At 69.7% G+C, this 13089-nt stretch carries 9 protein-coding genes; 6 read left to right on the forward strand and 3 right to left on the reverse strand.

Annotated elements, in window-relative coordinates:
- The first annotated feature begins 74 nt into the window (after window positions 1-74).
- The 3 genes from KY661_RS18280 to KY661_RS18290 are packed head-to-tail and all read left to right on the forward strand — an operon-like array spanning window position 75 to window position 5541.
- Window positions 75-2621: an AAA family ATPase gene (locus KY661_RS18280; protein WP_225411422.1), complete on the forward strand. Its 2547-nt coding sequence runs from the start codon at window positions 75-77 to the stop codon at window positions 2619-2621.
- A 58-nt stretch (window positions 2622-2679) separates the two neighbouring features.
- Entirely contained in the window at window positions 2680-4965 is a 2286-nt protein-coding gene (locus KY661_RS18285; RefSeq protein ID WP_225411423.1) for a vWA domain-containing protein, read from the forward strand.
- A gap of 15 nt (window positions 4966-4980) precedes the next feature.
- A complete protein-coding gene (locus KY661_RS18290) occupies window positions 4981-5541 on the forward strand; it encodes a PspA/IM30 family protein (protein WP_225411424.1) in 561 nt (186 codons plus the stop codon).
- 10 nt (window positions 5542-5551) lie between these two features.
- Here KY661_RS18290 and KY661_RS18295 read toward each other — a convergent pair whose 3' ends face one another.
- Window positions 5552-6433: a DNA integrity scanning protein DisA nucleotide-binding domain protein gene (locus KY661_RS18295; RefSeq protein WP_225411425.1), complete on the reverse strand. Its 882-nt coding sequence runs from the start codon at window positions 6431-6433 to the stop codon at window positions 5552-5554.
- Between the two features lie 129 nt (window positions 6434-6562).
- Between KY661_RS18295 and KY661_RS18300 the strand changes: the two genes are divergently transcribed.
- Entirely contained in the window at window positions 6563-6925 is a 363-nt protein-coding gene (locus KY661_RS18300) for a TraR/DksA family transcriptional regulator (protein WP_075009992.1), read from the forward strand.
- A 48-nt stretch (window positions 6926-6973) separates the two neighbouring features.
- Here KY661_RS18300 and KY661_RS18305 read toward each other — a convergent pair whose 3' ends face one another.
- Window positions 6974-7732 carry an FHA domain-containing protein gene (locus KY661_RS18305; RefSeq protein WP_225411426.1) on the reverse strand — a complete coding sequence of 253 codons (759 nt, stop codon included), beginning with the start codon at window positions 7730-7732 and terminating at the stop codon, window positions 6974-6976.
- Window positions 7733-7860: 128 nt separating this feature from the next.
- Here KY661_RS18305 and KY661_RS18310 point away from each other — a divergent pair, with 128 nt between their 5' ends.
- Entirely contained in the window at window positions 7861-9549 is a 1689-nt protein-coding gene (locus tag KY661_RS18310; protein WP_225411427.1) for a serine/threonine-protein kinase, read from the forward strand.
- A gap of 10 nt (window positions 9550-9559) precedes the next feature.
- On the opposite strand, the gene KY661_RS37585 is transcribed toward KY661_RS18310, so the two are convergent.
- Window positions 9560-10183, reverse strand: coding sequence for an FHA domain-containing protein (locus tag KY661_RS37585; protein WP_225411504.1), 624 nt, complete (start codon window positions 10181-10183; stop codon window positions 9560-9562).
- Between the two features lie 658 nt (window positions 10184-10841).
- Between KY661_RS37585 and KY661_RS18320 the strand changes: the two genes are divergently transcribed.
- The gene (locus KY661_RS18320; RefSeq protein WP_225411428.1) at window positions 10842-13046 is read left to right on the forward strand and encodes a RelA/SpoT family protein; all 2205 of its coding nucleotides are present in this window, start codon (window positions 10842-10844) and stop codon (window positions 13044-13046) included.
- Window positions 13047-13089: the final 43 nt, after the last annotated feature.

Consider the following 13089-nt stretch of genomic DNA (forward strand, 5'->3'; position numbering starts at 1 on the left):
TAGGGGATGGCGGCTTCAAATTGGGGTGGGGCGGGGGCTAACATCCGGGGCTTTCCGTTGACGCGTGCCCGCCCGTGACCCAACCCTCGACGTCCCATCCTCAGGCCGCGCAGGCCTTCCGCCGGTTCTTCGGGGAGCTGCGCGAGACGTACCTCGAGCGCGAGACGCTCTTCACCCAGCTCGAGCTGGCGCTGCTGTGCAAGGAACACGTGCTGGTGGTGGGGCCCCCGGGCACCGCCAAGAGCGCCATCGCCAGTGCCGTGCTGGGGCGCATTCTCGATGAGAAGACCGGCAGTCCGTCCCTCTTCGCCAAGCAGATCTCCGAGTCCACCGTGCAGACGGACCTCATCGGTCCGGTGGACTTCAAGGTGCTCACCGAGACGGGCCGCACGGAGTACATCACCGACGATGGCATGCTGGGCGCCGCCCACGCCTTCCTGGACGAGGTGTTCGACGGGCGCGACATGTTGCTGCGCTCCATCCTGAATGTCCTCCACGAGCGTGAGCTCAAGCATGGGCGGCGGGTGACGAGCGGGCGCATCGAGTGCGCCATCATGACGAGCAACCGCTACCTCTCCGAGGTGCTCTCTCGCTCGCCCGAGCTGCTCCTGGCCTTCGCGGACCGGCTCAGCTTCATCTCCTTCGTGCCCAAGTCCTTCGCCCAGCGCGCCAGCCGCGCGGCGATGCTGCACCGCTTCGCCCACGGCATCCGGCCGGACCTGCGCGCAGGGCTCTCGCTGCAGCAGCTCGACGTGCTCCAGGAGGCCGTGAACCGGGTGCAGGTGTCCAGCCAGCTCCTGGAGGGCATCGAGCTGCTGGCGGATGAGCTGGAGCGCGCGCTGATGGCGCAGGTGTCCAAGCTGCCCGATTACGTGCCCACCAAGTATTTCTCCCAGCGGTCGGTGGTGAAGGCGCTGTGGGCGCTCAAGGCCGCGGTGGTGAGGGATCAGATCTACCGGCGCCCGGACCGGCCGCTGGAGGCGACCCTCGACGATCTGGATGCGCTCCGGTGGTTCTTCCTGCTGGGCGGGCCTCCCGCAGCCGATGTCGAGGCCCTCCTCAAGGTGGCGGTGGATCCCCGGGAGCGGGCGCAGCTCGAGATCGTCCGGGTGGAGCAGGTGGCCTTCGATGAGGCGCTCGCCAAGGTGCGCAACGAGCTTGTCTCCGGCGTGGAGCGCGAGGCGGCCACGCTGAATGCCGCGGAGGACGTGGCGGCCACCGAGGCGCTCGCGCGGTCCTTCCAGCCGGGCATGGCCGCCACGATTGCCCAGCGGCTGCGCTCGAAGCTCGTTCCCGGGCCCCGGCACGAGCAGAACAGGCAGGCCCTGCTGGTGGCGGCCCGCGTCCTGGTGGCGGGGATGGAGCGGCGGTTGGCCCGGGGGCTGGCCAGTCCTCAGGCGCAGAGTCCCCAGGATGGGCGCGGCGGGCTCCAGCTCATCACGGCCTTCCGGGACACCCTGGAGCTTTGCCGGTCCGTTCCCGAGCTCCGCCCGCATCTGGCGCCCATGTGTGGGGCCACCGCGCGGCTGCTGGAGCAGATGCTCGAGATGATTGTCTCCTCGGCCGAGGGGGTGGAGTTCGAGGACGGCCTCAAGATCGAGGGGTTGGTGGGGCTCGCCGACAATCTGGAGGAGGAGATCTCCCAGGCCTCCGAGCTGTCGGCCCTGCTGTCCGAGGAGGCTCCCGACGCGATGGCGCGGCTCCGGACCGCCGAGGCCGAGGCGCGCCGGCGGGTGGGCACGGCGCTCCGGCGGCGGGCCGTGAGTGCCTTCCAGGCCCCTCGGGCTGGGAAGCGGGAGCCGTTCGAGACCCTGACCGCGGACTCCCGGCGGTTGACCCAGCTGGAGCACTCCCTGCGCGAGCTGGAGCCCTCCCTGCCGGGGCTGAAGCAGGAGTTGCTCCTTCCTCTGGGGCTGGCCTACGCCCGCGAGGTCCTGTCCTCCACGCCGTTCGAGCGCATCGAGCAGTTCGCCCGGGCGGTCCAGATGGTGGCGGAGAACCTGCGGCAGGAGGGGCTCGCTCCCGAGGCCATCCTGCTCGAATGCCGGGCGATCATCGAATCCCGCATCACCGAGCACGCCCGCACCCTGTCCCGGGACGTCGCCAGCCCCGCCCCCACGCCCGCCTCCATTCTCTCGGGGGAGGCCTATACCTTCTACCGGAGCACCTTCTCGGTCCGCGTGCCCGATGGCGAGTTCGCCGCGCTGCAGGGGCTCAACCACCAGCTCACCTCCGCCACGCCCGGGCCCGCGGTGGCCTTCCTCTCCGCCGGGGTCCTGCAAGGCGTGGCGCAGGCCGAGCTGGTCTTCGTCCACACGCGCATCAAGTACCTGCGGAGCTGGTTGACCCAGTTGCTCTCCACGTTGTTGCCCGAGCTGGAGACGCTCAAGGCCCGGGCCGAGGCGGAGCGCACCTTCGAGCGGCTCGTGAGGAGCCGGTTCCCCCTGCTGGCCCTCAAGGAAGGGGAGGTGGTCCGTCTGAGAGGCGTGCTCGGGGTGCTGAGCGCGATGGACGGCGAGCTGGGGGAGGCCGCAGGCCGGCTCACCCTGCAGTTGAGTGGCATCGACGAGGACTTCGGGCGCTTCAGCAAGCGGGTGCTGGAGCTGCGCTCCTCGCTGTGAGTTCTCATCCGGCACACCGCCCCCCCTTGTGGAGGGCGGGCCCTGAGAGGCCCTGAGCATGCTGGCTCCCCGCATCACGGAGGTGCGCCTCCGGCTGGACGCCCTCCAGCAGAACGCCCCCCGCCCCTCCGGCATGGTGGGCTGGGCGCTGGGACTGCTGGCGCCGGGAGAGCTGGAGCTGTCGCTTCCCGTGCTGGCCGCGCTGGACCGGGAGATGGACCAGGTGGGGGTCCACACGCTGGCGGATGCGCACCTGTTGCGCACGCTCGGGGCCCACAAGGGCCGGGCGGGCAAGCTCTCCGAGGCCCTGGAGGCGCGGGCCATCGAGGCGTTGGAGGAGTTCGAGGCCCTGCTGCGCCGCGTGGAGCGCGCACACCGCGCGGGGGAGCTTCCCCCGGGAACGCGGACGGTGCTGGAGCGGGCCTTCATCCAGCTGGCCCGCGTGGTGAAGGTCGCGGATGTCTTCTCCTCCGCGCCGGGCGCCGAGCCCCCGTTCGAGATCTTCTCCCGCGGGGCCTACTCCTGGGAGGGCCGCCCTCCGGCCAGTGCGCGCATGGCCATCGCGGAGTTTCTCGCGCAGCGGGCACGGGGCAACGTGGAGGACGTGCTCCAGAAACGCCGCGACCTGGATCTGGCGCACGAGATGCTCCTGCGGTTGGGGGCCGACCACGACCGGGACCGGGGCGTGGTGCTGCGCCGCGAGGTGGCCGAGGCGCGTGAGCGCACCCGCACCGCTCCGCCCGCCGCCTCGCTGGCGGAGCTGGTGAAGCAGGTCCGGGTCAGCGCCCGGCGGGAGCCCCATCAGGCGTACCGCTCCCTCAAGGCGCTGTACGAGCGGTCGCTGGAGGCGGCCGATGTGCCCCTGGCTGCCGCCGCCCGCGCCGCCCTGGTCCCGTTTCTGCCCCCACGGGGGCAGATGCGCGCCCTGGTGGAGCAGGCCGAGCGGGACGAGCTGATGCGCTGGTTCGGGGAGTCCCGCACGGGGGAGGCCGTGGAACGGGGGGAGCCGAAGCCGGGGCAGCCCTCGCCCGCGGATGACCTGTTGACGGATCTGGCCTTCTCCCTCAAGCCCGAGCAGCTGGCCGCCTTCGAGCTGGCGGCGGGGTGCGCGCGCTACTTCGACGTGGAGGATGCGCTCTCGGAGGAAGTCGTCCAGGCGGATGTCCAGTCCCTGCAGCCGGTGCCCCGGCGCGTCCCATACCCCACGCAGCGGATGAGCTTCGAGGCCACGAGCAGCCTCCACGAGGTGCACAACTTCGTCATCTCCGACCCGCGGATGATCGTCTACGACCTGGCCGCCAGCAGGCAGCTCGTCCGCGCTTACCTGGAGGAGGAGCCGCCCCCGAAGCCCAAGCGCATGAAGCGCACCTCCGTGCGCGTCTATGTCTGTGACGCCTCGGGCTCCATGCACGGCGCCCGGGCGCGCTTCCGCGACGCCATCATCATCGCCGAGCTGAACAACCTGCGTGCCAAGGCCCGCCAGGGGCAGCCGTTCGATCCGCTGTACTTCTCCTTCTTCAACGATTCGCCGACCGAGCTGGTCCGGGTGGACACGGCGGCCGGGGCGTCCCGGCAGATCGAGAAGCTCTTCCGCCACTCCCCCGCGGAGGGACAGACGGACATCAACCTGGCGTTGATCTCCGCGTTCGACTCCATCCGCTCCGCCCAGGGGAGGGACCCCTACCTGGCCCGGGCCACGGTGGTGCTCATCACCGACGGCGAGGACCGGGTGGACCAGGAGCTCATCCGGAGAACCCGGGTGCCCATGAGCTCGCTCGACATCTCGCTGAGCTTCATCTCCCTGGGCGAGGAGAACCCGGACTTGAAGGCCCTCGTGCAGGAGCAGCGCGCCCGGGGAGGCCGCGCCTTCTACCACCACCTCTCCGACGCGGAGATCCAGTGGGCCCGGACCGAGTTCGACGTGCCCTGGCGCACCTTGCTCCCCCACGGGATTCCCGAGACGCCGGAGGTGCTGGAGGCGCTCCTTCCCCACCTCGATGCGTTGGAGGCCCTGGCGGGCAGGCGGGGCCCTCCCGCCGCGCCGGTGGCGGTGGAGGCGTCCTTCGACGCGCTGTTTCCGGAACGGCCCTCCGCCCCGGTGCGAGGCGAAGCGCCAGGGCCGGACGTGGTGGCCCGGGTGGGGGACATCCTCGCCGCCCTGGCGGAAGCCGCCTCGCTGGCGCCCGCGGACCGCCGCGCCACGGAGAGCGTCCAGCTCCTCCAGCACCTGCTGGGGGTGTACCAGCTGACCCCTGCGCGCTACCTGGCGGTGCTCGCCGGGGGGAGCCCCCCGGTGCAGGACAGTCTGGCCCGGGTTCGCCTTCTCTGCCGGCCATTCGGGTAGGCTCCCGTCCTGGACATGCTCTTCGGGTTCTGGCGCAAGAAGGACAAGAAGAAGCCCGTGGATCCGCTCGCGGCCTTCGATCAGCTCATCGAGGACCTGGAGCGCCAGGGCGCGGAGGTCCGCAAGTCGGCGGCCACGTTGCTGGCGCTCAAGGGAGAGCTGTCCCGCTCCCTGGAGCGCTACACCCGGCAGCGGGAGGACATCGGCCAGCGGCTCGCGGTGGTGGAGGCCCGGGGCGATGGCAAGGGGGCCCAGGTGTTCCGCAGGGACCAGGCGCAGACCGAGGCCTTGCTCCGCTCCACCCGGGAGGCCCTGGAGCGTGCGGAGCAGGATTCCCGCCTGCTGCTGGAGGCGGCCACCGGGATCGGCGCGCGTGCCACCGAGCTGCGCGTCGAGCGTCAGAGCGCCTCGGCCCGGCTCACCGCGGGCTCCCTGGTCACCAGCGCGATGCGCGAGCAGGTGGATCGCATCGAGAAGGTGCTCGCGGTGGATGCGGCCCGGGACGAGGTGGAGCGCGCCCACGCGCTCGCGGAGATCTACCGCGAGGAGCAGGGCGAAGGGCCGAAGACGGAGTAGGGCGGGGCGCCTACGTGCGGCGCGCGGTCTGGTGCAGCTCCAGGACGATGTTGCCGCCCTTGAAGAGCCGGACGGCCCCGGAGGTCTGGCTCACCACCAGCGAGATGCAGTGGGTGGTGGAGGTGATGCCCGCCGCGGCGGCGTGCCGGGCGCCCAGCCCCAGGGGAATCTTCACGCTCTCGTCCGTGGCGGACAGGTAGCGGCCCGCGGCCAGCACCACCCCGTCCTCGCGGATGATGAAGGCCCCGTCCAGCACCGAGAAGTTCTTGATGGCCTCGCGGATCTTCGGATCCAGCACGTTCCGTTCCGCCTCGGACAGGCCCTGGAACGGGTTGATGGTCATCTGCCGGCTCTTCTCCAGGACGGTCGTGTGGTCCCCGATGGTGATGATCGTCCCGATGGGGTGGCCCTCGAAGCCCTCCTGGCCAATCTGCAGCGCCAGCTGGATGAGCGCGTCCACCACCTGCGAGTTGAACTCGTCGCCCAGCTTCACGCCCTCGATGGCCACCCGGTCATCCAGCGAGCCGCCGATGTGCATCTGCATGAGCGTGTCCGGGGGGCGGCCGACCTTGCCGGTCATGCACAGCACGAGGTCGCCCTCCTTGAACGCTCCTTGCGAGAGCGCGGAGACGAGGGCCACCTTCACCCGCTCGGTGCGCGAGTAATCGTAGGCGGGGATGACCAGCGCCCGGAGCTGCCGGTTGATGTACTCCTGGGCGATCTTGTCCGACGTCACCGCGTAGATGAGCTTGCGCCGGGCAGGCCGGCCGCGCAGATCCTCCGGGGCGATGGGGGTATCGCAGATGTAGAGGAAGTGGTTGACGTCATTCCGCGCGGCCAGCGAGAGGGCTGAGCGCAGAAATTCCCGGTCGAACTTCTTACCCTCCGTCACGGTGCCCCCTTGCTGGCGTCCGCAGTGTTCAGCATGCGCACCTTGACACCATGAGCTGTGTGAATAAAGCTTTCGGGCCCTTTTTTTTGGGGGAAAAGGGCCGTTCTCTCGCCAACCGGAGCGAAGGCTGTGAATCAGAAAGATCTCAAGCGGTACAAGAAGATTCTCGAGGACAGCAAGGTGGCTCTGCTCGAGAGCGCCAAGAAGACCCTCGTGGAAGAGTCCAGCTTCGACACGGATGATCTGCCGGACGAGATTGATCAGGCCTCCTCCGAGTACGCCCAATCGATGGTGTTCCGTCTGCGGGACCGGGAGAAGTTCCTGCTGCAGAAGATCGAAAAGGCGCTGCAGCGTATCGAGGACGGCTCTTTCGGCGTCTGCGAGCGGTGCGAGGAAGACATCTCACCCAAGCGCCTGGAGGCCCGTCCGGTCACCACGCTCTGCATCCGCTGCAAGGAAGAGCAGGAGAAGAAGGAGCGCTCCTACGGCTGAGCCACAGACCCTGGGTCACGTGACGCCCGTCGCGTGACCCGGGAGGGTCTAGCCGTTCATCTGAAGCTCGACCCGGAGCAGCTGGCGGCCAATGAGGAAGTGGTCGCCGTTGTCCACGAACGACGGGCCTGCCAGCCGGATGAAGGTTCCGTTCGAGGAGCCCACGTCCCGGACCGTGAGTTGATCCTGCCGCACGTTCAGTACGGCATGGCGCCCGGAGACAAAGCCGTCCGTGGGGAAGGTGATGTCCCCGTGCTCGCGGCCCAGCAGGTTGTCGCCCTCCTTGAGCGGGAAGGCGGCGCCGCGCATGCCCCCCTCCAGCAGCTGGACCAGCCGCAGCCGGTAGCCCACATCGGGCGAGCCCCAGATCTGCGCCCCGCCGGGCCCCGTCGAGGCGGTGGGGATGGGCTCGAGCACCAGCCGCTGCCGGCCCAGCCGCAGCTCGCCCCCGGTGGGCAGCTCGCGCTCCTGGCGCAGGCGGACGAAGACGCCGTTGGCCCCTCCCACATCCTCCACGGCCAGGTGGGCGCCCGAGAAGAAGAAGCGCGCCTGCTGGGGCATGACGAAGGGATCATCCGACAGCACCAGGTCCCCGTACTGCTGGCCGCAGGTGAGCGTGTCGCGCTGCATCTTCACGACGGACTCGGGGCCACCGTCCGCGCGGACCACCCGGATGGACACCTGGGGGCGGGGAGCAAGCTGGGAGACGGCCATCACCAAGGTGCCGGACCGCATCGGGGCGCCACAGGCCTGGCACAGGGTGGCCTCGTCGGGATTGTCGCTGTCACAACGCTGGCAGTAAGTCATGGGGACGCCCCGGGCTCATATCAGGGAGAGGGCCCTCTTGCTCGGACTGCGAGCATGGCTTGATGCGGACCCAAGCAACGTGTTGAAGTCGCCCCCCACCTTGCTCGTTTCCCTGAGACGGAACACCCTTGCTCTGCCCCTCTTGCGGCGCTGACGCCAGAGAATCCTCCAAGTACTGCCCGGCCTGCGGCTCGTCCCTCGTGCGCACGGTGGCCGAGGCCGATGAGTACATTGGCAAGACGCTGGCGAAGAAGTACCGGGTGGAGGCCCTGATTGGCGAGGGCGGCATGGGCAAGGTGTACCGCTCGCGCCAGCTCGTGCTCGACAAGCCCGTGGTGCTCAAGGTGCTGCGCCAGTCGCTCTTGTCCGACGAGCGCACCGTGGCCCGCTTCCAGCGCGAGGCCAAGGCCGCCAGCCGCCTCAACCACCCCAACTCCATCAGCATCCTGGACTTTGGCCAGGCCGAGGACGGCGCGCTCTTCATCGCCATGGAGTTCGTGCCCGGGGAGGACCTGCACCAGCTCCTCGTGCGCGAGTGGCCCCTGCCCGAGGCGCGCGTCATCCGCATCGTCAGCCAGGTGCTCTCCGCCCTGTCGGACGCGCACGGCGCCGGCGTCATCCACCGGGACCTCAAGCCCGAGAACATCATGGTGGAGCAGCGCCGCAACGAGACGGACTTCGTGAAGGTGCTGGACTTCGGCATCGCCAAGATTACCGACTCCTCGGGCGAGGACGGCCCGGCGCTCACCCGGGCCGGCTTCGTCTGCGGCACCCCGGAGTACATGTCCCCGGAGCAGGCCCGGGGCGCGTCGCTGGACCACCGCTCGGATCTCTACGCGGTGGGCGTGCTGCTCTACCAGCTCGTGACCGGGCTGCTGCCGTTCGAGTCGGACTCCGCGGTGGGCTTCGCCACCAAGCACCTCACCGAGGAGCCTCCGCCGCCGTCCAAGCGGCGGCCCGAGGCGCGCATCTCCGTGGGCATGGAGCGGCTCATCCTCCGGGCCCTGTCCAAGGATCCGGACGACCGGCCCGCCAACGCGGAGGCCTTCAAGGCCGAGCTGCACGCGCTCGAGCTCCGGGAGCGGCGCCGCGCCGAGCCTGCTCCCCGGCGGTCCGCCGCGGCGGCCGCGCCCATGGCCTCGCCCGTGCTCGCGCCCCTGCCGCGCCGGGGGACGGGCGGCAGCCATCTGGCCACCCAGCCCCGCGCCTTCACCGACTGGGGCTCCACCGAGGCCACCGTCCGTGCGGTGCCGGAGATCATCCAGACGACGCCCAACCCCATGCCCTCCAGCGACAAGCTGGAGGAGGCGTCCGCGCCCATCGCGCGGGACACCGGGGGCGGGCTCCATTTCTTCAAGCTGCTCACCCTCGCGCTGGTGCTCGCCGCGGGGGTCATGGCCTACTTCTACTTCTTCAACGGCAGCACGCAGGCCACCCCCTACTCGATTCCGAAGAACGCGCCGGTGCCCCAGAAGGAGGATGCCCGGACGCAGGGCCCGGATCCGTACCGGCCGCTCTACGACCAGGAGATTCCCCCGGCCGCCCGCGACGAGGCGAAGTCGCGCGCGGCCGAGCTGGAGGGCGACCGGCAGTTCCAGCACGGCAGCCTGGGGATGACGGCCACCCAGTACAAGCTGGCCTTCCAGTACAACCCCACGCCGGCGCTGTCGCTCAAGCTGGGCGAGGTCTACTGGCAGCAGGAGCACCCCGGTGAGGCGCGGGCCTGGTGGTCCCGTCACCTGCGGGATGCCCGCACCTCCGCGGCCCGGCCCTACATCGAAGAGCAGCTGAAGAGCGTCGCCACGGCCAACCCGTGAGCGCGGCGCCTCAGCCGAGCGCCTCCACCTGGAAGACGTGCTGGCCGATCCGGACCCGGTCTCCCTGGCGCAGGGGCCGCTCGATGGCGGCGGGAATGCGGACGTACGTGCCCAGGCCACCCGAGAGATCCCTCAACATCGCCCCCGTGGGCGTGGGGCTCAGCTCGCAGTGGCGGCCCGCGAGCCCCTCCTCCTGGGGATAGCTGAGATCGCAGTGGGCTTGCCCGATGGTGAGCAGCGTCGCGGCGGACACCACCGCCCGGCCCGCCCGCCCGCCCATGAGGATCTCCTCCACCGCGTAGAGGGACTGGCCCAGCGGCATCGGGGCGCCATAGATGACGGGCTGCCCGGGCAGGTTCACCGGCGCCTCGATGCGCCCGCTGAACCGGAAGAGCCGCAAGCCCGCGCTGAAGAGCGTGCGGGGCGCGATGGCCTCCGTGCCCGGAATGGTGACGTAGACCCCCGAGGCACTGGTCTCGTCGCGCACGAAGAGCGCCCCTTCCTTCACGAGGAAGGTGGCGTGGATCGCCGAGACGAACGGATCCTCCGAAAGGAGGATGGCTCCCCGGCTGCGGCCCACCACGCAGTTGCTCGCGGGCAGCTTGTAGCGCTGCCCCCGGCCCGAGCCGGCCACGATGCTCAGCCCGAACCGCGAGGCGGCGGGGGCAGGCCGGGCCGCCGCGGCAGGCCGGGCGGTGGGGGGCGCTTCTGGAACGGGAGGCGCGGGGCGCTCGACGGCTGCCGCGGGGGGCGGCCGGGCAGGGGTGGGCGCCCGGGGCTGTGCGGCCGGGCCACCGCCTGTCCGTCCCGGGGAACCCGCCGGGGCTGGAGAGGCCCCGGACACTTCAACCGGGATGCCCGTGGATGTAGGGGAAGGTGTACGTCCTGCGGAGGGCCTCAGGCCCGGTGGAACGTTCTCGGAGGGCCGGGCCGTGGCGGCCTCGGGCGGCTTGGACGAAGCGGGAGCGGCCGTGGGGCGGGCCCCGGGGCGAGCAGCCGAGGTGGCAGGGCGGGCCGGGGCGGCACGGGGTGGGGGCGCCTCGCCGAGAGCGGTCCCACACAGGCCGCAGGTGGCCGAGCGGGGCGGGTTGTGGCCGTCACAGTTCGGGCAGACCACGGCAAGAGCGGACAGCAGGAGCTGTGACATGAGCGGGGCCGACTTTAGGGGTCCTAAAAACGCCGGGTCAACGAACGCGAAGGCTTTGAATGAGGGGAGGGGGCACGCGGGCGTGGGACGATGATGCATACGCGGCGTTGCCCCATCTGGATAGCAAAGTTACGATTGGAGCAGCTTGATTCGCCTCAACGACATCCTCCAGCGGGTCGCCTCGTACCACCCGGACCCTGACCTGGACATCATCAAGAAGGCGTACGTCTACTCCGCCAAGGTGCACCAGGGGCAGCTGCGCAAGTCCGGCGAGCCCTACCTGGTGCATCCGCTGGAGGTGGCCGGCATCCTCGCCGAGCTGAAGCTGGACGAGGCCTCCATCGTCACCGGCCTGCTCCACGACACCATCGAGGACACGCTCGCCACGGCCGAGGAGCTCACGGAGCTGTTCGGCCCCGAGGTCTCCCAGTTGGTGGATGGGGTGACCAAGCTCTCCAAGTTCTCGGCCTCCGCCACGCTCTCCCAGGAGGAGAAGCAGGCGGAGAACTTCCGGAAGATGATCATCGCGATGGCGCAGGACATCCGCGTCATCCTGGTGAAGCTCGCCGACCGCACGCACAACATGCGGACCCTGGACCACATGTCCGAGGAGAAGCAGGCCCGCATCGCCCAGGAGACGCTGGACATCTACGCCCCGCTGGCCAACCGCCTGGGCATCAGCTGGATCAAGACCGAGCTGGAGGACCTGTCCTTCCGCTACGTGAAGCCGCAGGACTACTTCGCGCTGCTGGAGAAGCTCAACCGGCGCAAGAAGGAGCGCGAGAAGTACATCGAGGACACCAGCGCCCTCATCCGCACCAAGCTGGAGGAGCGCCACCTGCAGGGTGAGGTGAGCGGCCGCTTCAAGCACGTCTACAGCATCTACAAGAAGATCAAGGCGCAGGGGATCGAGTTCGATCAGATCCACGACATCATCGCCTTCCGGCTCCTCATGCCCACGGTGCCCTCGTGCTACGAGGCGCTGGGGCTGGTGCACCAGCTCTGGAAGCCGGTGCCGGGGCGCTTCAAGGACTTCATCGCCATCCCCAAGCCGAACATGTACCAGTCGCTGCACACCACGGTGATCGGCCCGCTGAGCGAGCGCGTGGAGGTGCAGATCCGCACCCCGGACATGAACAAGGTGGCCGAGGAGGGCATCGCGGCGCACTGGGCCTACAAGGAGGGCAAGGCCCTCATCTCCAAGGACGACGAGAAGTTCGCCTGGCTGCGCCAGCTCATGGAGTGGCAGCAGGACCTGAAGGACCCCAAGGAGTTCCTGGAGACGGTGAAGGTGGACCTCTTCACCGATGAGGTCTTCGTCTTCACGCCCAAGGGCGACGTGAAGAGCCTGCCGCGCGGGGCCACCCCCGTGGACTTCGCTTACTCCATCCACTCGGACGTGGGCGGCCGGTGCGTGGGCGCCAAGGTCAACGGGAAGATTGTCCCGCTGCGCTACAAGATGAAGAACGGGGACATGGTGGAGGTGCTCACCAGCCCCCAGGCGCACCCCTCGAAGGACTGGCTCACCTTCGTCAAGACGAGCCGCGCCCAGCAGCGCATCCGCAACTTCATCAAGCAGCAGCAGCGCGACAAGAGCCTGCAGCTGGGCCGCGAGCTGGCCGAGCGCGAGCTCAAGCGCTACCAGCTCAACCTCAACCGGCTGACGAAGAACGGCGAGATGAAGAAGGCCGCCGAGGTGCTCGGCTACCGGGTCGAGGATGATCTGCTGGTGGCCATCGGCTACGGCAAGGTGACGCCGCAGCAGCTCCTCCAGCGCCTGGTGCCGGACAAGGTGGTGGAGGATCGCGAGCCCTTGCCCCCCCAGCCGCCCGCTTCGGAGGGCAACGGCGCGTCCATGCTGCCGGGGCTGTCGCGCGTCACGGACCTGGCCAAGCGGCTGGTGGGCCGGCAGGCCCGCGGCGGCGTGCAGATTGGCGGCGTGGACGATGTGCTCGTGCGCTTCGGGCGCTGTTGCAACCCCGTGCCCGGAGACCCCATCGTCGGCTTCATCACCCGCGGGCGCGGCGTCACCGTGCACACGGACAACTGCGAGAAGGCCCTCGCCACGGACCCGGAGCGCCGGGTCGACGTCGCCTGGGACATCCGCGGCGAGTACAAGCGCCCCGTCACCCTGCGCATCCTCTCCGCGGACCGGCCGGGCATGCTGTCGGACATCACCAACACCTTCTCGAAGAAGGGCGTCAACATCTCCCAGGCCAACTGCCGGGCCACCGGGGATGACCGCGCGGTGAATACCTTCGAGGTCACCATCTCCGACCTCAAGCAGCTCACCGAGCTGATGCGCTCCATCGAACGCATCCAGGGCGTGCAGTCCGTCGAGCGCATCTGAGGCCCTTTGGCCTCCACCGATTCATGTTAGAGCCACGCGTGGA

This window comes from Allostigmatella hybrida, assembly GCF_020103775.1.
GTDB classification, from domain to species: Bacteria; Myxococcota; Myxococcia; order Myxococcales; family Myxococcaceae; genus Hyalangium; species Hyalangium aurantiaca.